The organism is Herbaspirillum sp. Her2 (genome assembly GCF_057961375.1).
On sequence record NZ_CM176331.1, the window covers coordinates 4,791,241 to 4,812,243 of the forward strand.

11 protein-coding genes and 1 pseudogene are annotated in these 21,003 nt (G+C 56.6%); 9 read left to right on the forward strand and 3 right to left on the reverse strand.

What is annotated here, in order from left to right; all coding sequences use genetic code 11:
- Nucleotides 1-724: 724 nt before the first annotated feature.
- On the reverse strand, nucleotides 725-1,858 hold the full coding sequence (locus tag ACWHXP_RS21750; RefSeq protein WP_489635071.1) for a DNA cytosine methyltransferase: 1,134 nt from the start codon (nucleotides 1,856-1,858) through the stop codon (nucleotides 725-727).
- Nucleotides 1,859-2,167: 309 nt separating this feature from the next.
- Here ACWHXP_RS21750 and ACWHXP_RS21755 point away from each other — a divergent pair, with 309 nt between their 5' ends.
- From ACWHXP_RS21755 to ACWHXP_RS21780, 6 genes and pseudogenes are all read left to right on the forward strand, one after another.
- Nucleotides 2,168-4,747: a hypothetical protein gene (locus ACWHXP_RS21755; RefSeq protein WP_489635070.1), complete on the forward strand. Its 2,580-nt coding sequence runs from the start codon at nucleotides 2,168-2,170 to the stop codon at nucleotides 4,745-4,747.
- A gap of 63 nt (nucleotides 4,748-4,810) precedes the next feature.
- Complete coding sequence (locus ACWHXP_RS21760; protein WP_489635069.1) at nucleotides 4,811-6,892, forward strand: hypothetical protein; 2,082 nt, start codon at nucleotides 4,811-4,813, stop codon at nucleotides 6,890-6,892.
- Between the two features lie 13 nt (nucleotides 6,893-6,905).
- Nucleotides 6,906-12,791 (forward strand): DEAD/DEAH box helicase, encoded by a 5,886-nt coding sequence (locus ACWHXP_RS21765; protein ID WP_489635068.1) that lies wholly within the window; start codon nucleotides 6,906-6,908, stop codon nucleotides 12,789-12,791.
- A 593-nt stretch (nucleotides 12,792-13,384) separates the two neighbouring features.
- Nucleotides 13,385-13,612, forward strand: a pseudogene (locus ACWHXP_RS21770) (IS21 family transposase); the annotation flags it as partial.
- Between the two features lie 310 nt (nucleotides 13,613-13,922).
- Nucleotides 13,923-15,164: an MFS transporter gene (locus ACWHXP_RS21775; RefSeq protein ID WP_034331744.1), complete on the forward strand. Its 1,242-nt coding sequence runs from the start codon at nucleotides 13,923-13,925 to the stop codon at nucleotides 15,162-15,164.
- A complete protein-coding gene (locus ACWHXP_RS21780; RefSeq protein WP_199725051.1) occupies nucleotides 15,161-15,997 on the forward strand; it encodes an amidohydrolase family protein in 837 nt (278 codons plus the stop codon). Before ACWHXP_RS21775 ends, ACWHXP_RS21780 begins: the two co-directional genes overlap by 4 nt.
- Nucleotides 15,998-16,119: 122 nt before the next feature.
- Here the strand turns inward: ACWHXP_RS21780 and ACWHXP_RS21785 are convergent, their stop codons facing one another.
- The gene (locus tag ACWHXP_RS21785; protein WP_034331743.1) at nucleotides 16,120-16,758 is read right to left on the reverse strand and encodes a cysteine hydrolase family protein; all 639 of its coding nucleotides are present in this window, start codon (nucleotides 16,756-16,758) and stop codon (nucleotides 16,120-16,122) included.
- 229 nt (nucleotides 16,759-16,987) lie between these two features.
- On the opposite strand from ACWHXP_RS21785, the gene ACWHXP_RS21790 reads away from it, so the two are divergent.
- The gene (locus ACWHXP_RS21790) at nucleotides 16,988-18,658 is read left to right on the forward strand and encodes a phosphoethanolamine transferase (protein WP_489624138.1); all 1,671 of its coding nucleotides are present in this window, start codon (nucleotides 16,988-16,990) and stop codon (nucleotides 18,656-18,658) included.
- Nucleotides 18,659-18,777: 119 nt separating this feature from the next.
- The gene (locus ACWHXP_RS21795) at nucleotides 18,778-20,064 is read left to right on the forward strand and encodes an NAD(P)/FAD-dependent oxidoreductase (protein WP_489624137.1); all 1,287 of its coding nucleotides are present in this window, start codon (nucleotides 18,778-18,780) and stop codon (nucleotides 20,062-20,064) included.
- A gap of 9 nt (nucleotides 20,065-20,073) precedes the next feature.
- Here ACWHXP_RS21795 and ACWHXP_RS21800 read toward each other — a convergent pair whose 3' ends face one another.
- Nucleotides 20,074-20,604 (reverse strand): cysteine hydrolase family protein, encoded by a 531-nt coding sequence (locus ACWHXP_RS21800; RefSeq protein ID WP_209569502.1) that lies wholly within the window; start codon nucleotides 20,602-20,604, stop codon nucleotides 20,074-20,076.
- 167 nt (nucleotides 20,605-20,771) lie between these two features.
- Between ACWHXP_RS21800 and ACWHXP_RS21805 the strand changes: the two genes are divergently transcribed.
- Entirely contained in the window at nucleotides 20,772-20,951 is a 180-nt protein-coding gene (locus tag ACWHXP_RS21805) for a hypothetical protein (protein ID WP_034331740.1), read from the forward strand.
- Nucleotides 20,952-21,003 lie beyond the last annotated feature (52 nt).

Here is a 21,003-nt window from a genome sequence, read left to right on the forward strand (position 1 = left end):
TTACTAGCTTAATTTTGACTACGTCTCCCCAGTCCCCAGCGTGGTAACGGTACCGGCCTGGCTGAACCTCGATCCAATCGTTGATGGCCAAATCCATTCGCTTCGTCGCACCGTCCGCGGATTGAAAGGTCAGCTGCGCGATGATCATCCGCTGCATCCCACGACAGCCAATTTCTCCCCAGCCTCCAGTCACATCGTTAGACTCAAACTCTTCTCGTTGCGACTCATCCATGCTTATCAGCGGTCGAAACCATAAGGAGGTCGGCCTATGTCTGCACGGTTGGCTTAATTCGAAGGCTGCATGGCCTATTGCAAGCTTCAACACAACATTCGCTACGCGGCTTTCTTCAGGAAGAAAAGTCGTTTGACCATTTGTATGAGTTCTTGCCGCTTCGAGGCGTGCACGTAATGCCGGAGATCGCCTTAGAATATTTGCGATACGTGGTCGTCCAATGTTTTCGGGTACCGCTGATCCAGAAATCACTGATTCTATGAGGCAGGCAAGATACTCTTCGTCCAAAGAGAATCCGTTATTGCACTCTATGCAAGCGTCGACGACAGGAAGATTCTCTGGAAAAGGCATGTCCAAGAATACACGTGATGGGACATGCTCGCGAGTTTCTGCTCGTCCACCACAATAAATGCAGCCAACGATTAACCGATCATCTGCGTAGCAATTTAGATGTTCCACTTATGTATTCATAAAAGGCCGCGTCATCACTCATCAGGCGGCGTTAGATACGGCTGCTTGCCGCGCACTTGCGAGGGCGGGCTCGAAGAGATGGCGCGCAAGATGAGCAACAACAGGAACCGCGACGCCGTCACCGGTTAGCTGGTATGCATATGTGTTTAGCATTGGCAGCAGGTAGTTATCGTGCAGGCCCATTAAGCGAGCAGTTTCACGAGGCGAAAGCAGCCTCGTTCTGATATTTGGGCCATTAACAATAATAATTGTCTGGAGACTCGAACCACCAGAAGGAGTACGCAAGCAGCCCGCGACACCGTCGAAACGCACTTCGGCTCTCTGGATTCCTTCGCGCATACGTCGATATATTGTGCCGACCTTTAGTTGACCTGTTTTTTGCGCTTGCATTACTTTTTTGCGGTTTGTGGGCGCCATCATTTCTAGTAGGCGTTGCGTCTCGATAGTGGTGTGCCACTCGACGTTTGTAGGGTTAGGTTCAATGATGTCGTCGAGCGTTCTATGTCTAATTTGCGGCTCCGGCAAATGCCACCAGATCCAACGTTTCCGGAGCTTGATGGAGAGACGATTGTGAGCGCGAATGATTGCTGCTGGATGCCATGCCGCCGTAGGGCCACTAGCTACTAATTCAGTCGGCACTTTCACGCTGTTGTCTATAGCCACCACAAAAAGACGAGGGCGAGACTGCGGTACAAAATGTACTGCATCGATGACCATGGCACCAACCTGGTAACCCAGACCGGCGATCGCATCAATAATTGCTTCAAAGTCAGAACCATCATGACTTGTAATAGCGCCATAGACATTTTCAAGCGCGATAATCCGCGGCTTACGTCCTCCCTTTTTTAGCCGCTTCATCAGTTTGACGAATGCCCAAAACGTTCCGCTATGTTCGCCTTCTAAGCCGTCCCCATTACCTGCTAATGAGAGGTCTTGGCAGGGGAATGATGCCCAAGCGAGATCTGCCACCTCTGGTAGTTGCGTGCTCTTAATTTTCTCGATGTTGCCGACGATAAGACGCTCGCCCCCCCAGTTAGCGCGGTAAGAGTTCGCTTTCTTTTGACAGGAGTCGTTTGCAAACAAGCACTCCCAGGCTGGGCCGAGTCCGGCCTTCGCCATTCCACCGCCTGCAAAAAATTCATAAAATTTTCCCACTCGCAATCCCTCCTACCAATATTTTGCCTTACCTGACCTTGATTCGCTATCTCTACTTGGCGTAGTTGAGGAATTTTGATGGGCAATTAAGGACGCGCTGATCATCTCTATTTCCTGCATCCCCTAAACGCGGGGAGTGATGTTTTGGCAAACTGTTACCGCGCTGAGATTACAATACTTGAAGTACCATAGAGGCAAAACCGCAAGAGCTAAATCAACACGGGGAATGGGGGATTCATATGGTTACGAGTTTCAACCTAAAGAAGGTCAGATCTAGAAAAAATTCACCATAAAAATACGGGTGGTCGCGTGTCTCAATCCTCAGAAAACAAGCAGGCTGACAACAGCATCCCCGGTACCATCCAAGAGTGGGAACATACACTGGTGCGGTATTTTCTAGCAATCGGCCAAGATGGTAACGCTAGCGATATTCATTCTTTCGAAATCTGTAGACGTACCTTGGCGCTTGCATGTGGAGTATCTGAAGCCCTTGAAAGGGACGTTGAGCTCTCATTTCATAAAGCTCTAACGGCAGAACCTCAATATTTGCTGCGATCACTTAAGGTCGGCCCAATCAGCCAATCCAACGACCTCGTTCCAAATTACTTTGTCCTTCTGGCGATGACCTTGTTCATCGATATTTTTCTCGATAAGCAGTCAGACGCGGGCAATGAATTTCGTGCAAAGCTTGCAGACTGGCTAGGGATCAACCGCACCTTCAACGACTTGCGTGGTGTTGCATTGATGTGGAAGGCGCTCGCAGAATGGCTTGATTCGAGAGTCGCCGCTGGAGCAGCATTCCGACGTCTCGTTCTACCTGAACCTCCGAAAGGCTGGAAACACATCGGGTACACGCGCCGCCTATCCTTCCCGAACCGTGCTGATCTGCGTGTAGTTACCCAAGTGCTGGCAACATTATCTGAACGAGACCAGGAAAGCCCTGCCCAGGTGCTCAATGCATTTACGGCGGTGATTGATCGAGGTATCGCGTCATTAGGACTTGCCGAAGCTTATGACGATTTTCGTCGCGCTTATTTTTCGCAGCGCCGTGCGATCGCCGGACACCGCTTCTGGCGCCTAGTTGCGCAGGCGCGCTCGGCCGCGCGAAGCGTAGTCCCGCGGATAGGGAACCTTGAATTTTCATTCACTGAAGACGGGGATCGGGAATTTCGGGCTACTGACGAGTTGGACTATTCTCAACTATATACACGATTCGCGGATGCTATTGCGGACTCTGTGCTCGTTAGCACCGGAAACCTTGGCCCATCGATCAAACATGGTCTGCTATTTTTTCGGCAGACTGGAATCGGACGATGGCAGGCGGAGCCAGAGCTTGCGCGTTGTCGCGAGCGAGCATACGTGGCATACCGCAGTCACCTCAATCGTGCGCTTGGACAGCGATTAGGGATAGTTGAGCTTGGTGGTGACTGGTGCCTTACGCAGACTGCGCTGCCAATTTCAATTATTGAGACGGTTTTGAGGTCGGTCAATTCGGGCTCAGCAGATTATTTATTTCGGCCTTCGATTTTTAACGGCATTCGTGTCCGTGGTGCATGGCTCGGTCTACCGGGATTTCTCCCGTGTGTAGAGGCAGACACTGACAGAGTCGAGGTCTACTGCGATAAGTCCGATGCCTCCCCCGCACAGACAAAGATTAACAATGGCGTACTACAGTTAGCATCTGCAAGCCCGCTAACAGGGGTTTATCACATTGAGCCTTGTCTAGGCAGGTTAGAGGAAACGATGCCGTGGCGATTGCGTGTACAGTTCGTCGACAGTGCAGTGCCACACGGCACCCTCGACGAGGCTCGACGCAAGTTATCCCCATTATTAGAGTGCACGCACGTCCATTTGGAACCGATCACGTCCAGATTGAACGAGAGGCTTAGATGGGAACGTGCGGATGACGCCTTGGAATGGTTACTTGAGGCAATCTATGCAAGCGGTGCCGGCGGCTGGGAAGAGTCAGAAGTAATGAGCTTACTGGGACAGACATCCTCCGAACACTCACTTGATCCTTGGCGCATGTTACGTATGCTTCAGGACGGCGGTGTCCTAGAACCAAGGTTACGGAAGCAGTGGCGCGGACATGCCTGGACTCTTGTCGCACCTTCCGTCATCGCGTCGAAAGATGGCAATCTCGAAGTGACGTTGGTGGAAGGAGGGCTGTGCGCGCACCTTCTAGAGAACTTCCGTTTGGCCGTTTATGGACTTGGAGGGCAGCCCTTTCGGCTACTTGGTGCGCTGCCATGGAGCGTTCCGGTGGTTGGCGCGGTAGGAGTATCCGGTAAAGCCCTTGCTAAACAGCTAAATTGGAACTTCGTGGAGCAAGGAGCGACACCCTCGCAAGCCCCACTAGTTCTAGAGCGCACGGAGCGGCACGGTGAACAATATCGGGTGGCCTCCACTTGGTGCTGGGAAAAGCGGCGCTTCGTGCAATCCGGTGCCAGTGAGGGAACGGTGCGGCTCACGCGCCGGGTTCACAGTCACGGCAAAGATCATGACCTATACCGAGTAGAAGCCTTTGACTCGATGACGCATTACCTCTCGCGGCATGCGTCGATCGTCGCTGCACATGTGGCTGCCAAACAGCCGATGTTCGAATTTCATAGTGACCGCATCGAGATGATGACTCGTGAGGGAGCCCTGCCGGACGTGCTTGTTTCCACGCTACGCCGTCGGCAACTACAAGCTGCCGGCTTAGATGCAGGGCGCTATGCTTATGCCGCAAGCAAGGAAGACGCGATTTGGCTCCTATCGCTTCTGCCAGGGTGCATTACGGGCGTCCCAATTAGCGAAAAGCCGTTGTCAGGACCTGACTTGTCCTCTACCCGTCGCTCGCGGGGGCGACGTCGGTTTCAATGGAAAAATGGAGAGCTTGTGCTATGAGTCAGTTCAACACTTTGGAAAACTGGTATGGCGTCTAATTCAATTTGGTACGCTGGGCGCTGTATGAGGCGTGCAGAACATGAAAATGCTGCTTATGTGGAGGCTTCTGCGCAGCGGATAGGTGGCGCGTGGCGAGTGCTCGACAATCCGCAGCCACTTTTTGGTGGCGACAACGAAGTGGAGATGCGTAGCTCTGATATACGTGTGATAAAGGTAGGCGATTGGGTCGCGTTCACTATCGCAAGCAAAAAGAAACGAGGCAAATACTGGCAAGCTGGCACTTTTAAGCGGATGTACCCTTATGCTGATTTCTCCTTATCTGAAAATATTGAGCAGATCAAACGAAAATTGGCTATTGATGGAATCAGTACCGCGCACCCGTCGGGTCTGTGGGTAGTACGATTGAACGAGGCCGAGGTTCTTCGAGTCGAGATGAGGCAAGCTAATGGAACTGCACAACTTTCAGCTTCGAACGGAAAAGTTCCTGTGTTTCCATTCGACGAAGGGTCTTTGCTGAACATGCACTTCGGGGGCGATGAAATTTCGCTTTATGATCTTCGCCCAGATAGTCCGCCATCGCTTGTTTACGACTGGTCGTCCGACGAAGAATTTGCGCTAAGGATCGCGCGATCTGTTGCAGATCTCTCCGACCCACGTGCAAAAGAACTTATTGTGTGGTTGGAAAAATACGCAAAAAGGGGAGAAGGACTCTCTCCCGTCGTGGTCACAGACCTTGCCGCAGTCAATGATGCTCTACGTACAGGAAAGCTGGCAAAGCGTCTTTCCTCGGATCGTGCGTTGCTGCAGACATTTGTGGATGCTCTATTTAATGATGAGCGGATAGTGGGGCTCTTGAAAGAGTGCGTAGACCAAATGGCCGAGCAAGAGCGCGGCCGCGCTAAAGTTAAGGCTGAGGCGGACGTCCACCGCGATATTGAGAGTATACGCCGTCAGCGTTTGATCGAATTGGAAAATGAGTTAAAGGCCACGTTTAAGGCACGTCATGCGCAGGATACCGCTGCGCATGAGAAGCTTCTTGGTGAGCTTAGTGCAGAACTATCGACTCGGCGTGCTCAAGTCGAGGCAGAAATTGAACACTCCATTGGAAACAGGCGAGCCACGCTCGAAGTTTTGGTTGCCGAACTTGATACTCGTTGTAAGTCGTTGGAAGTGAGGAAAGGGCAATTAAACGCAGAGGTAGCTGCAGCAGAAGAGCAGATGGCACTACGCAAAGCCGAGGAAGCCGAGCTACTCGGCCACGTGATGGATTTACAGGTGCAAGTGGAGCAGATCGCTTCGGATCTAGCCCGGGAGACTAAAAAGCTCACAGAGGCCCAGCAGAAATGCCCGCTACCGTTTCCGCCTAGCGTGCCGGTTAGGGTGCTTGCACATGAGGAAGCAGGCACCATCCTAACCCAATCATCGTTTCTAACCGTGGATGGCGCCCGTTTAATGGCTCAGTTCTTAGCGCTCACATTAGGTGGCGAAGTCCCTGCCCTTTGTGGGCCAGAAGTACAGGATTTTTTAGCGATAGCTGAATTAATGTTCAGCGGCGGATCGTCGGCTCGTTTAAAGGCGGATCCGACTGTAATTACATTTGAGGATCTTTGGCTGCGCCCCGGAACAGAGGTTTGCACTGTTCTCGGCCAAGCACTGAGGATCGCTAACGGGCTTGGCACTCCACCGCGGACAACCTTGGCTGTAGTGGAGGGGGCCGAGCGATCTGGCGCGCGTTTCTGGTACCCGACATTGGCAGATCGGGTGTCTCGCGGCGATCTACCTAGACGGCTACTTACATGCGTCACTGTTGCGGATGAGACTTGTGATGAGGCTCGTGAAATCCTGACACATGCAGTACGGCTTGAGATTCGAGGTGCATTTTCCCCAGCTGGAGTGCTTGCTGCGGTGAAAGAGATAGCCGACGGGACCTTTACTGAACTCGACCCTGGCGAGCGCACGCTGGATATGATTAAAGCAATGCCGGTGGTCGCACCTCTTTCATCTCGCTTAGGAATCGTCGGCACATACCGTGCGTTGCGCGTCGTATCGGAAGCAAATCGGCTTGGAATCTCAGATCAATCAAAGTCATTAGTGCATTTAATCGTGGGCGGAAATTGTGAGACGCCTATTTCTTCACTAGCATAACGGAGCAGTGTCCATGCTTGACGCCATCGGCGGATTCAGCCGCATAAAGGATTTTTTTATTTCCTATGTTGAGACCAGCTTCCGTATATCAGATCCTAAGGTTGCTGCTGCTCGGCGACAGCTCTTGGAGTCAGAAGGAGTTTTGACGACTGAACCTTACCTTGAGCCAGTGTTGCGTTACGAGTCCAGCGAAAAAACTCTCGAAGAGCTGGCAACCGATGTTAATGGCCCAATTTCGCACCTCTCTGCAAACGGAAAACGTGCGTTCGTAGAACTAGCACTATCCGGGCTTTTTGAAGGAAAGCCAGCTGAAGGACAGTTTAGTCGAAAATCGACGTATCCCCCGTATCAACATCAAGTTGCAATGTTAGCGCGAGGATTGCGATCAGGTCAGCCAGGTATTGTCACCTCCGGAACTGGGTCAGGAAAGACCGAGAGCTTTATGCTTCCAATTCTAGCGGCCATTGCAAACGAAGCTGTGCGCTGGCCTGCACCGGACAAAGGATACCTGTCCGAGCCATGGTGGCATGACGAAAAGGCAAGCTGGAGCTTGCAGCGAGAAGGTGAGCAGCGGCCAGCCGCCGTCCGAGCGTTGGTGCTTTATCCAATGAATGCGTTGGTAGACGATCAGATGGTACGGCTACGAAAGACATTGGATTCTGAGGAAGCGCGAGCAGTGATGGACGAGCGCCTCGCCGCGAACCGGATCTTTTTCGGGCAGTACACAAGCGCAACGAAAGTTACCGGATATGAACAGCATCCCCGCCTGGCCGGTACTAAGGAGGAGAAGGCTCGGCGGGCGCGCCGACTTGACGAATTGCGTGCCGCATTACTCACCATGGAAGAGAATCAACGTGCCGCTCGGCAACACGATGAAAGGGAAGCGCTGGACGCAGTGGGGAAAGGTAAAGCGCCGCCCGACGCAACGCGCTACATTTTTCCATCGACGGACGGCGGCGAGATGCTCTCTCGTTGGGATATGCAGGCCACGCCGCCCGACATACTGGTTTCAAATGCCTCTATGTTAGGAGCGATGTTGTCTCGTGAAGTCGAAGATCCAATTTTTGAACACACAAGAAAATGGCTGACCGAACACGACGACGCTTACTTTTACCTTGTATTTGACGAATTGCATCTTATCCGTGGATCGGCGGGTACCGAGGTGGCTTTTCTGGTGAAAACCTTGATTGATCGTCTAGGGCTTTCTGAGCTTAAACATAGACACAAACTACGCATATTGGCGTCATCGGCGTCGCTACCTATGGATGGGAAAGATGGGGAGCGTTCACGCACCTATCTTCGCGATTTATTCTCACCATATGGCACGTGCAGTGGCCCTAATGACAGAGGCTCAGAGCAGCCGGAGTTCTGGGGTGGTTGCGTGATAAAAGGCGTGGCCAACGTACCGTCGTGGAAGCGAGGACTCATTAAGCCAGAACCTTTCGCTGCTCTCTTGCAAACGGCTATCGGATCTGGTAACGACTTCGTGCTTAGACTTTCTCGCAATGAAGAGATTTCAATCATGATCGCGAAGGTGGCTGAAGCGCTTGGTGTAAGCGGTGCGAATGAGGATGAAATCGTAAAAAATATCGCAGAGGCTGCGGCTGCAGCGCTTACTTACGCTTGCAAAGATGGAGGTGGTGTACGTGCGACTGCTGTATCTGAAATCTGTGCACGCCTGTTTACTCCCGAATCTTCAGGCGCATTGCAGGCGCTGCGCGGCTTGATGCTAGCACGAGCATTACCAGAATCTGGAGCATGGAACACCAGAGTGGACTCCAATACACCGGCCTTCCGCTTACATACATTCATCCGTAATGTCGAGGGTCTGTTCGCAGCACCACGTTTGTTGGCGAGCCACGTTACGTTTTCTGATCTCACTGTCGAACGTGGTCTGTCACATGCTCCAGCCGCTGAAGGAGAAAGCCGCGGCCGCCGCCTATTTGAGCTACTGTACTGTGAAGCATGCGGAGAACTACTGATTGGCGGGCAACGTGGGCAGCGAACTGGTGATGGAAGAGCCACAGAATTACTCCCTTCATCCGGCAATCTAGAAAATTTACCTGAGGCTGCTGCCAATGAATATTATGACAGCATGACGTTCGAGGAATTTGCCGTGTTCTGGCCGTCTCGTGCCAAGCCCTTATTACCAGATCGCGACTATGATCAGTGGGACCTTGCCCATCTTGATCCGAATTCAGGCGTCGTAACGGCGACACTTGGTGAGGAGATACCTGAAGGACATATTGGCGGCTATTTGTACTTTCAGAAAGCCGACGCGGTAGCTGGAGGAAAAGGTAAAAAGGCAAAGACCTCGACGGCCCATGAAAGGTCGGCGCAACCGTTCTGTTGTCCAAATTGTGGCACCGATTATTCGCGGCGTTTGGCCAGCAACCGTTCTCGCTCCCCAATAAGAGCGTTTCGTACTGGTGTTTCGAAATCTTCGCAACTGGTTGCTACTGAGCTATTCGAACTATTGCATGCCATCGGAGCTGAGCCTAAAGGAATCTGCTTTTCCGATAGCCGGCAGGACGCCGCAAATCAGGCACTTGAGATAGAAAGCATGCATTTGCGTGACCTGCGACGTGAGGTGCTTGTATGGGCTGCGAGGAAACGAGCTGAGGAACAACAGAGTTCGTGGATGAGCGAGGAGGAATATGGTCGTCAGGTGAGCGAGCTTATAGCGGAGAAAAAGTATCCAGAGATCGAACAGCTAGCCACTCGATTTAAAAAGGGAGGCGACGGGAAACCGCTTCCGGCGGCTGGCCGAAAAGTTCCGCTTAGAGACTTACTGCAATGCGAGGGGCCGGATGGACCGGTCGGCGAGCTAGTCGCCGAATTTGTCCGCATGGGCATTCACCCTTTCGATAAGACTGGCCGCGCGCGCTTTGGTAATCGAGAGTGGTATGAATTGTTCGAGCACTCAGGCGAAGCCATTAAATATGCAGGAAATTTGGTAGGAGCCGATCGTTCGGAGCTTAATAGCAAGATGCTCACTCAGCAGTATGAGCTCATCGACGACGTCCTTTTTGCGAACACTTTCTTTGCACTTGAGGAAACTGGGCTTGGCTATCCATGTTTTGCTTACCATGACCGGTCCGATGAGAACGAAATGGATGCTTGGCTGAGAGTGTTCGCTGGAGCATATAGGATCTGTGATAACCAATACGTCGACTCAACCGAAATGAAGGAGTGGGTAAAGGGAGGCGACGTCCCACTCACGAATCGGGTCAGAAAGTTCGCTAACAAGGTCTACGGCGAGACAGGTGCCGTAGACGGGCTATCTGACATCATTGACCGGTTCGCCGCGGTCGGTCATCGGAGTGCAATGTTCCAAATAGAGAATCTGTATATTAAGGTAACCAGGGAAGGAGATCCCTATTGGCGGTGTAGCACCTGCGGCAGGGTTCATCTACATGAAGGGGTCGGCTGCTGCACTCGCTGTGGCAACTCGTTTGATGTGCAGCCGAGCGGAACGGTAGAAGAGCTATGGAATTGCAACTTTTTGGGCCAGCGCATCGCACGCGGAATCGCGGATGGTGTTAGTCGATTCCGTCTAAGGGTAGAGGAGCTAACAGGTCAAACCGATGATTTCGCGGATCGCCTGCGCATGTTCAAGGGGATTTTCGTAAATAATGAAAGCGAAACAGAAAAACGTGCAAACCAGATAGATATGCTTGCCGTTACAACGACAATGGAGGTCGGGATAGACATTGGAGCATTGCAGAGCGTCTATCAGGCTAACATGCCGCCGCAACGTTTCAACTATCAACAACGCGTTGGTCGTGCCGGACGTCGGGGGCAGGCATTCTCATTCGTCGCCACGTTCTGCCGTGGGCGTACCCATGACGCTTATTACTTTGCACATCCTGAGGCAATCACTGGCGATGCGCCGCCGCCTCCATTTTTAGCGGTGGGACATGATCCAATTCCGCTTCGATTGCTTAGGAAGTGCTGGTTGCGTGCAGCGTTCCGAAGATTACGCGAGGACCTCCATGCTCGTGGCGATATTTATCCCGGGGACTTGCTATTGCCGCCGGATGTGCACGGTGAATACGTGACTACGGCCGACTACTACTACGACATTAATGCTCAATGGCCGACCAGGCTTCGCAACGCTCTTGAGGCAACAATAGATGCGCGTGACCGATTTTTAATAGCTGCGGTGAAAGATAAACATCGAGAGAGCTTGCTTCAAAAAGCCTCCGTCGATCAGCTGATGGATCAAATCGAGGCGCTGAGGGAGCACGCACCGAAGGCGCCATTCGGCATGGCTAACTTTCTCGCAGAATGTGGAATGTTACCGATGTATGGAATGCCTACTAGAGTGCGGCCTCTTTATTTAGAGTTGCGGCAGGATAAGGGCGGAGAATACCAATGGTCAACGATCGATCGCGATCTAGACATGGCAGTGTTTGAATATGCACCCGGCGCGGTACTGGCCAAAGACAAGGAGTATCACAGGGTTATTGGATTCACTGGTACTTTGAGTGAGCCCAAGCCATGGGGGCATGTGAATGTCGATGTGATGTCGAATTGGTGGGAGTCTCAGTTATTCGTGGCGACTTGCGGAAATTGCGGGTCAGTTAAGCATAGTGAGTCGGAACCTGCCGCGGAATTATCATGTGACGACTGCCATCATCCTATCTCAACCCAGTGCTTTACACGATATTTGACACCGACTGCATTCCGCACGGACTTTCACCCTAAAGCTGCAAAAGACGATTCCCCGCGCACAGCACAGCGCACCGCCGCAACTGTCATCGACCAAGGAGAACCCATCGAATACCGGAACATGGTAGTTCGACGCGGCGCGGGTGCAACGATCATGCAACTTAACGATGGCGTACCAGACCACGATGGAGTTGGGCAGCGCTTCAAAGTAGATGAGGTTAGCGATAAGTTTGTTCAGATCAAGCATCAGCAAAGAACACTGGAGCTGAAAAATTTTCAGGCAGTTTCTTCATCCGAGCGAGAGAAAAACGTCGCGCGTTATGAATTGAATGGCAATTTAGGGTTGTCGTTCGGGCTAGTTTCACGCAAGAAAACTGACGCAATCTACCTTGAGCTTCAGCGGTTTGATTCTCGCCTGACTCTTGACCGGGTGTCGCGCAAAGGGACGCACGTTGACATTGCAACCCGAGCGGCAGCAATCAGCGCCACACAGATTTTAGTGCAAAAGGCGGCGCTGGAACTCGATGTTTCAGCGGAGGAGTTCGAAGCGCTCGAACCGCGATTACGTGATGGGCGGCCAATGTTGCAGATCGCCGATGCACTAATCAATGGCTCCGGGCTGTGTCGGCGTCTTGGTGAGGCGAGCGTACCTGGTGCGCCTCCGTATATAGGGGAACTAGTAGAAGCTGTCCTATCGCAAGGTGACAAATGGCCGCTAACTGATTTCATGGCAGACTACAGTGAGGTATCGAATCACCCGTTACAGTGCAAGACTTCATGCTATCGCTGTATCCAACGCTTCGGTAATCGTCGTTATCACGGGTTGCTCGATTGGCGGCTTGGAATGTCCTATCTCAGAGCTCTGGTAGACGCCGAATATGCATGCGGATTGAATCCTCAAGAGGAAACTTTGCCTGAGCTTCGCGGCTGGCGGGAGCACGCGTTCGAGCTGACCGAAAATGTAGCGGCAATGCGGCCCAGCGTGCTTTCCACCACTCGTTTGTCTGAATCAGGACTAGCATGCCTCATTGACCGCTCTGTGGCAGGGGAGCCTGTATGTACCGTTGTCGTGCATCCCCTTTGGCGCAAAGATTCTGAAGGACTTGCTGAGATACTGGGAAGTGAATATCGGCCGGGAATGATAGCTATCGACACTTTCAATTTGGAGCGGCGGCCGTTGCGAGAAATAGCGAAACTTCGAGGTTCGCGTACCAGCGATTTGTAAGTCAAGTATCGGTATCACTAGGATTTTAATGCTGCGCTATTGTTTTCAACAGCTCTCTTTAAAGAGCGTGACCTTCATTTGAAGTTGTAGCCCCTCTAGTATCTATAGTCGATAGACGCATTTTTTGCGCACGTCCCTGCCCTCGCGACACAGCATAGGTAGCACTCGTCGGTAGCAAAGCCGCGTGCAGCTGATGGCGATATACAGGCTGTTTTCTACGGTGCGGGCGCTGCGGGGATTGGCATAATTGTCATGAGTGTCAAGAAGCTGTCGAAAAAGAGTGTCGGCAAAGGCAAGCTTCTTTGAGAAATTTACCAGCTACAGGTCGCAGTCAGTCATTCCGGAATCTGAAGTGGTCTGGATCTTCATTGCCGCTGAAATCTCGGTACGGCTCCTTCGCGCTCCGCCAAAACGGCTGAGCAAAGGCGGCCTGAACAGCATTGGAATCTCCCAGGTACCTTTGGACGTGGTGCTTCTATTGCAAATTGGGGTGTTCTTTGCGAAGCCCGGTGCTTTCGTCTTTGGCGAATATTCTCGGTAAAGGAGCCAGGCAATACTCCTAAACGGCACCACCTTCGGAATTTTGGGGGAACCACCTAATTAGGGGCGAGGCGAGCGAACCGTCCTATCCCACCAGGCAATCACCGAGCTCGCTCGATGAATTCGCGCCTAGACTTTCCGCCTGGCTGAGCGCTGAGGCAGTCAAATCACGGAAGCAAAGAAGAACCCTGAAACAGATGTTCCTGGACCTGAAAGAACTGGGATATGAGGGGTTGTATGACCGCGTAGCTGCCTTCGGAAGGCAGTGGAAAGTGGGGCGACGGCGAGGGTCAATTCTGCGAGTAAATCAACAGACTTTCGACACTCATTCAGAATTCCTCTCAATTAGTGCCAAATTTTGATGAAATTTTCTCTTAACTCTGAGGAATACCAATCAGGATTCAGGAGGATTGTTGAGTCACCCCGGCTGTGTTATCTTCCGTTAACTCATATAGATGACTATATGAGTAGTCCACTAAATATATCAATCAGCTACGCGCCACCATCGTGCTTGCATCACGTTCCGGCACCGCCCTGGCGGCCGGACGGGGAAGCCCGAGGTAGCGCGCCTTCGGCATAGAGGAAGAGACAATGTTTTCATGGTATCGGCAGGTCACTGCCAAGGAACGCAAGACTTTCTGGGCCTGCTTCAGCGGGTGGGCACTGGATGCGCTGGACGTGCAGATGTTCAGCCTGGCCATCCCCGCGCTGATCGCGGCCTTCTCGCTCTCCAAGGCGGACGCCGGCATGATCAGCGGTGCCACGCTGGTGGCCTCGGCCATCGGCGGCTGGTTCGCCGGCGCCCTGTCGGACCGCTACGGGCGCGTCAAGACCCTGCAGATCACCATCATCTGGTTTTCCTTCTTCACTTTCCTGAGCGCCTTCGCCCAAAGCTATCCGCAGCTGCTGGTGCTCAAAGCCCTGCAGGGCTTCGGTTTCGGCGGTGAATGGGCGGCCGGTGCGGTGCTGATGGCCGAGACCATCCGCGCCGAACATCGCGGCCGCGCCATGGGTACCGTGCAGAGCGCCTGGGCCGTGGGCTGGGGCGGTGCGGTGCTGCTGTTCTCGGTGCTGTTCACGATGCTGCCGCAGGAAATGGCCTGGCGCGTGATGTTCGTCATCGGTCTGCTGCCCGCGTTGCTGGTGGTCTACGTGCGCCGTTCGGTGTCCGAGACCGATGCCTTCCTGGCCGGCCGCAAGGCTGCCACCAGCAAGCCTGCGGCCAGTACGCTGCTGGGCATCTTCCGTCCCGACGTGCTGCGCCTGACCCTCATCGGCAGTCTGCTCGGCGTGGGCGCACACGGTGGCTACTATGCGCTGATGACCTGGCTGCCGACTTATCTGAAAACCGAGAAGCACCTGTCGGTCCTGTCTACCGGCGGTTATCTGGCCGTCATCATCATCGCCTTCTGGTGTGGCTGCATCGCCAGTGCGCAATTGCTGGACCGCATCGGCCGCCGCCGCACCGTGGCGTCGTTCGCACTGTGCTGCGTGGCGACCGTGCTGTGCTACATCTTCCTGCCGCTGACCGATACCCAGATGCTGATCTGCGGCTTCCCGCTGGGCTTCTTCGCGGCCGGCATCCCGGCCAGTCTCGGCGCGCTCTTCAATGAGCTGTATCCGAGCGGCATTCGCGGCACCGGCGTGGGCTTCTGCTACAACTTCGGACGCGTGGCCTCGGCCGGCTTCCCGGTACTGGTCGGCCACATGAGCGACTCCATGCCGCTGGGCCAGGCCATCGGCATCGATGCCGCCATCGCCTATTCGCTGGTGGTGATCGCCGTGCTGATGCTGCCCGAGACCAAGGGACGCCAGATGGAAACCGGCGCATGAGCAAGACCGCCACCGTGACCGCGCCCGCATTGCGCATCGATACCCACGCGCACGTTTTTGCGCGTGGCCTGCCGATGGCCGACGTACGCCGTTACACGCCCGCTTACGACGTGACCGTCGAGGAGTACCTGGCGCAGCTGGATGCGCATGGCATGAGTCATGGCGTGCTGGTGCAACCGAGCTTCCTGGGCAGCGACAACGGCTACCTGTTGCAGGCCATCGCTCGCGCTCCGCAGCGCCTGCGCGGCATCGCCATGGTCGATGCCGATATCGACGACGCGCAATTGCAGGCCTTGCAGCAGGGCGGCGTGGTCGGCGTGCGCTTCAACCTGGTGGGCGGCGCGCCGCTGCCGGATTTCAGCGGCGCGTGGCGCGACACGCTCACGCGCATTGCGGCACTGGGCTGGCAGGTAGAGATTCATCGCGAGGCCGCAGATTTGCCACGGGTGCTGGAACCCTTGCTGGCACTGGGATTGAAGGTCGTGGTCGATCACTTCGGGCGGGTCGACGCGGCACTGGGCGTGGATGACCCGGGTTTCCGCTACCTGCTCTCCACCGGCCCTTCGCGCCAGGTGTGGGTGAAATTGTCGGCGCAGTATCGCAATGGCGGCAGCGAGGGCGGTGCCCGTTTCGCTGGCCAGGCCTGGCCACTGCTGCGCCAGCACTTCGGACCGGATCGCCTGCTGTGGGGCAGCGACTGGCCGCACACCCAGCATGAGAGCATGACCAGCTATGCCGACAGCTGGCGGCGTTTTGAAAGTCTGGTGAGTGACGAGGCCGATCGCCGTTGCATCACCGGCGAGACGGCGGCGCAACTGTTCCAGTTCGCCTGAGCCCGTGCCACGCGCACAGGAAAGCAGATAATCCCTCCGGGGATTGATGCATGGCCTGCATCAGATCCCCGCATTGATGCATTCGCTGCACTTGTTGCGCAGCGGATGATGTCACCTCCGCTTCACTCGATCCAGCTCAGCTGCGTCAGTTTGACGCGCTCACCGAGACGCGGCGCATTGACCAGGTGCCATGCCGTGTATTGCTCGGCATAGGCCGTGTCGGAGGCCATCAGGTCCACCGGCACCACCACGTCAAAACCACGGAAGGCTGCGCTGGCCGCCGTATGCAGCACCGCGCCGTGGGCCGCCGCACCGATGCAGATCACGGTCTTGATGCCTTTCTCGCGCAGCAACTTTTCCAGCTCGGTATTGATGAACTTGTCCGGGCCCGACTTGAACAGCGGCTCACCGCCCTGCATGGCCGCTTCGGGCCAGATGTCGGCCGGCGTGCTGTTGCCGCCCAGGGTATAGATCACAGGGACCTTCTTCTCGCGTGCCATGGCCAGCAGCCTGGCCACGCGCGGCAACATCGCCACGCAGCGCGGTCGGCTGTCCGGATGACAGGTCTGGCGCGCGATGTCGAGCACCAGCACGGCGGTGGTGGCCGGGTCGATGACTACGTGCGACAGTGCCGGCGCGGCCGGTGCCTTCACCGTCGACCATTCGTCATAGACGCCCTGGGCTGCCGCCGGGGCGGAGACTGCAAGGCTGGCCGACAGGCCGATGAGGGCGGCCAGGATGGCGTGAGAGAAGAGTCGCATGGTGTTCCTTTCAGAAGCAGGGGCCCGGGGAGTCGGTATTGTTGGTCATTTTCCAGCACGGTGCCATACTTCGCCTGCCGCGCGGAAACAAATTATCGCCGAGCTTGTCCTATCGTGCAGGCCGGACAGAGCGTCTGCGCCGCCGGAGACAAGCCGCCAGGGAAGCGGCGCTCCGGACAATATTTCTTCAGAACAAAATTTTGCCGGGCGGGGCGGCGGAAAGACAGCATTGGAAAAACTGGTCAAGCGACTTGGTTTGGGCCTCATCGGCCTGGTCTTCTTCTGGGCACTGGATCGCATCAGTGCCAACGAACTGGCCAAGAGCAGCGTGCTCATGGCCACCGCCTTGCCCGGCATCGCCGGCGTGTTTCTGGTCTTGCCGTGGATGCGCGAACGGCCACGCTGGTTCTCGCGCGCGACGCTGGTGATCATCGGCGTATTCTTCCTGGATGCCGCCATCAAGGGTTTCCTGCGCGACTATTTCGGCCTGCGCCCCAATCCCATCCTGGTGCTGCAAGCCATCTTCAATACCAACCCGGCCGAGAGCAGCGAGTTCTTTCGCCACAATGGCCGCGACCTGGCCGAGGCGCTGGGCCTGCTGCTGCTGGCGTGGACCGGACTGTGGCTGGGCGAGCGCTGGCTGCGCCGACGCGAGCAGGGACAGCCCGCCGCGCCCTGGCGCTGGCGCGGGCGGGCCGCCGTCGGCTGCTTGCTGGCGGTGTTCGTGGCCCTGCATTTCAATCCCACGATGGCCAAGGAAAATCCGCTGCTGTTCTGGCCCATCCGTTATCTCGACTATCGCGAGCAACTGGCCCAGGCCGCCACCATGGAGGCGGATGTGGCGCGCAACATGGCGCATCGCTCCGACTGGCAGGTGCGCTATGCCGGACCGGAGCGCAACACCGTGGTGTGGATCATCGGCGAGAGTCTCAATCGCGCCAACATGTCGTTGTATGGCTATGAGCGCCATACCTCGCCGACGCTGGAAGCGATGCGCAAGGAGCTCATCGTGTTCCGCGACGTGGTCTCGTCGGAACCCGCCACCATGGCCTCGCTGATGAAGATGCTCACGCCGGCAGACCTCAACGATCCGCAGGCCTGGAACCGCAAGCCGGACGTGCTGATGCTGGCGCGCGAGGCCGGATTCCGGATTCACTGGCTGTCCAACCAGCCGCCCAACGATGGCTGGCTGGGCCTGGTCTCGCGCCGTGCCGACGAGCAGGTGTTCATCAACAAGGGGGCCGGGCGCGGCGAAAACAATTTCGACGGCAACCTGCTGCCGGCGCTGGACACTGCCTTGCACGACCCGTCCCCGAAGAAGCTGATCGTGGTGCACCTGCTGGGCGCGCATCCTACCTATGACATGCGCTACCCCAGCCAGTACGCACGTTTCGATACCGTGCGCGATGGCGTGACCGAAAAGCTGGAGGACGCCGACCGCTCGGCGTGGATACGCCAGCTGCGCAATGAGTACGACAACGCCATGGCCTACAACGACTACGTGGTCGGCAGCATGCTGAAGCTCACCATGAACGCGGCACCGCAGGACCATGCCAGCCTGCTCTTCAGTTCCGACCATGCGCAGGAGGTGGGCCACACGCGCAATCACGCCGGCCAGTCGGTGAGCGACGCCACCGGCTATGAAATTCCGATGCTGGCATGGACCCGCTCCTTCACCAGCAAGAGCCCGGAGGACAAAGCCCGGCTCGAATACCGACCTTACCAGACCGACCAGCTGGAGCACACCGTCATGGGCCTGCTGGGCGTGCAGTCACGCTACTACGACGCGCGCCACGACATCCTCAGCGAGCAGTTCGGCAGCGGCAATTTCCATCAGCAGCGGCGCATCAATGGCCAGCCTTATCTGCCGCGCACGGTGACCTACAACCAGACTCCCTGATCGCGTTGGAGAAGCGTGATCCGTGATGGAGCCGAGCGAAGCCGCAGGACGCGCCATGCGCGATCCTGACGGACGCGCGCGGTTCTCGTATCATGCTGCTTTGCATCGCACATCCCGCCATGTCCACTTCCTCCGCCATAGCCTTTCCCCGCCATGCCGTGATCATCGGCACCGGTGCCGTCGGTCTCATGACTGCCATCCACGCGCTGGACCAGGGCTTGCAGGTGACCCTGCTGGATTTCAATCCGGCCGGCAGCGAGGAGGCGTCCAGCTATGGCAATGCCGGCTGGCTCTCCTCGCATTCGGTGATCCCGCCGGTGGAGCCGGGGATGTGGAAGAAAGTCCCCGGCTATCTGATGGATCCGCTCGGTCCCCTGTCGATCCGCTGGCGCTACCTGCCGCGCCTGACGCCCTGGCTGCTGCGCAACCTTGCCAGCGCGCGCCGTGATCGCATCCGCACCACCGCACGCGCCTTGCGCACGCTGGTGGCCGATGCCCGCCGCCTGCATCTGGAGGTGGCGCAGCGCGCCGGTGTGGCGCACCTGATCGATACCTCGGGCGTGCTGCACGTCTACCGTTCGCGCCAGCATTTCGACAATGATGCGTTCGGCTGGGGTGTGCGTCGCGAGCTGGGCATCCAGTGGCAGGAGGTGGAAGGCGCGGCACTGCGTGAACGCGAACCGGATCTGGATCCGGCCTTCGGCTTTGCGGTCCAGGTCGACGAGGCCGGTCATTGCCGCAATCCTGCGGCGTATCTGCAGGCCTTGCAGGCGCATGCCCTGGCACGCGGTGCAAGCCGCGTCGAGGGCCGGGCCACGGGTTTCCGCGTGGAGCAGGGACGCTTGAAGGCCGTGCTGACCGAACAGGGCGAGATCGCCTGCGATGCCGCCGTCATCTGCGCCGGTGCGCGCTCAAAGGCGCTGGCGGCTGCCGCTGGCGATCAGGTGCAGCTGGAGAGCGAGCGCGGCTATCACGCCGTCATTGGCGGGCACGACCAGGAGGCGCGAGCGCGCACGCCGATGATGGTGTCCGAATTCAAGGTCATCGCCACGCAGATGGAAACCGGCTTGCGCATCGCTGGCCAGGTCGAATTCGCCTCCTTCGAGGCGGCACCGGACTGGCGGCGCGGCGAGATCATGCGCGACATCGCCCTGAAACTCTTCCCCGGCCTGCCGCGCACGCTGCCAGCGGAGGACGTGAAATACTGGCTGGGCCGCCGCCCCAGCACGCCCGACGGCATGCCCTGCATCGGACCGGCCAGCGCCAGTGCCGACATCATCCATGCCTATGGCCACGGCCACATCGGCCTGGGTTGCTCGGCACGCACCGGACGCATCGCCGCGCAGTTGCTGGCGGGGGAGGTGCCGGAAATCGATCTGGCACCGTTCAGTCCGCAGCGCTTCTGAGGGCCTGCCTCAGAAAGCGATATCGGCGGCTGCCGCGATGGTGGTGCGCACGCCATACGCCCCCAGATTGGCCAGCGTGGCCTGATGATGGGCCACCACCTGATCCACCGGCAACACACCGTTCGGTGCGGTGGTGTGTGCCCCTGCCGCCAGCGTTACCGGAAAGCCCAGCGCCAGTGCGCGACGCACGGTGGATTCCACGCAGAACTCGGTCTGCATGCCGCAGATCACCAATCGTGTCACGCCACGTTCGCGCAGCTGCGATTCCAGTGACGTCTGGTGGAACGCATCTGATCCGCGCTTGCGCAGGTAGAGGTCATCGGCCTGATGATGCAGCCCGTCCGCAAGTTGCCATCCGGCACTGTCGTGCTGCAAGCTGCCGCTATCTTCGTGCTGCACGAAGATCACCGGCGCGCCTGCCGCACGTGCATGGGCCGAGAGCAGGTTGATGTTGGCGATTGTGGTGTCGCCGTTGTCGACGGCTTCAGGGCCGGTGCACAGGGCTTGCTGGACGTCGATGATGAGCAGGGCTGTGGTCATGGTGGCGAACGCGTTGAGAAGAATGCGCTAGGGTAACAGAGCCCCGGCCAAGCGGCCCCGCAAGGATATTGCCAGCCTGACACTGCGGCAATTTGTCCCATTTCATCGGTCCGGGGGCTTCGCTACAATGGGATACTCCGAGTTATTCCATTTCTGCATCTATTCCCATGACTGCCCTGTTTGACCGCGTTGAAGGCTTCCTGCGCAAGGCATCCGGACTGCACATCCTGCTGGCCCTGCTGCTGGTGTGCGGCCTGCTGTGCTGGGCCGTGTGGGTATGGGCTACCGGTGAAGGCCGCACGCCGTTCGGCATGCTGGACTTCTGCATCACGCCGCCTGCGAAGTAAGCCTCCCATCGCTGGCATGCGCATGACCCCAGCCAGTTCCCCCGCGTTCCTG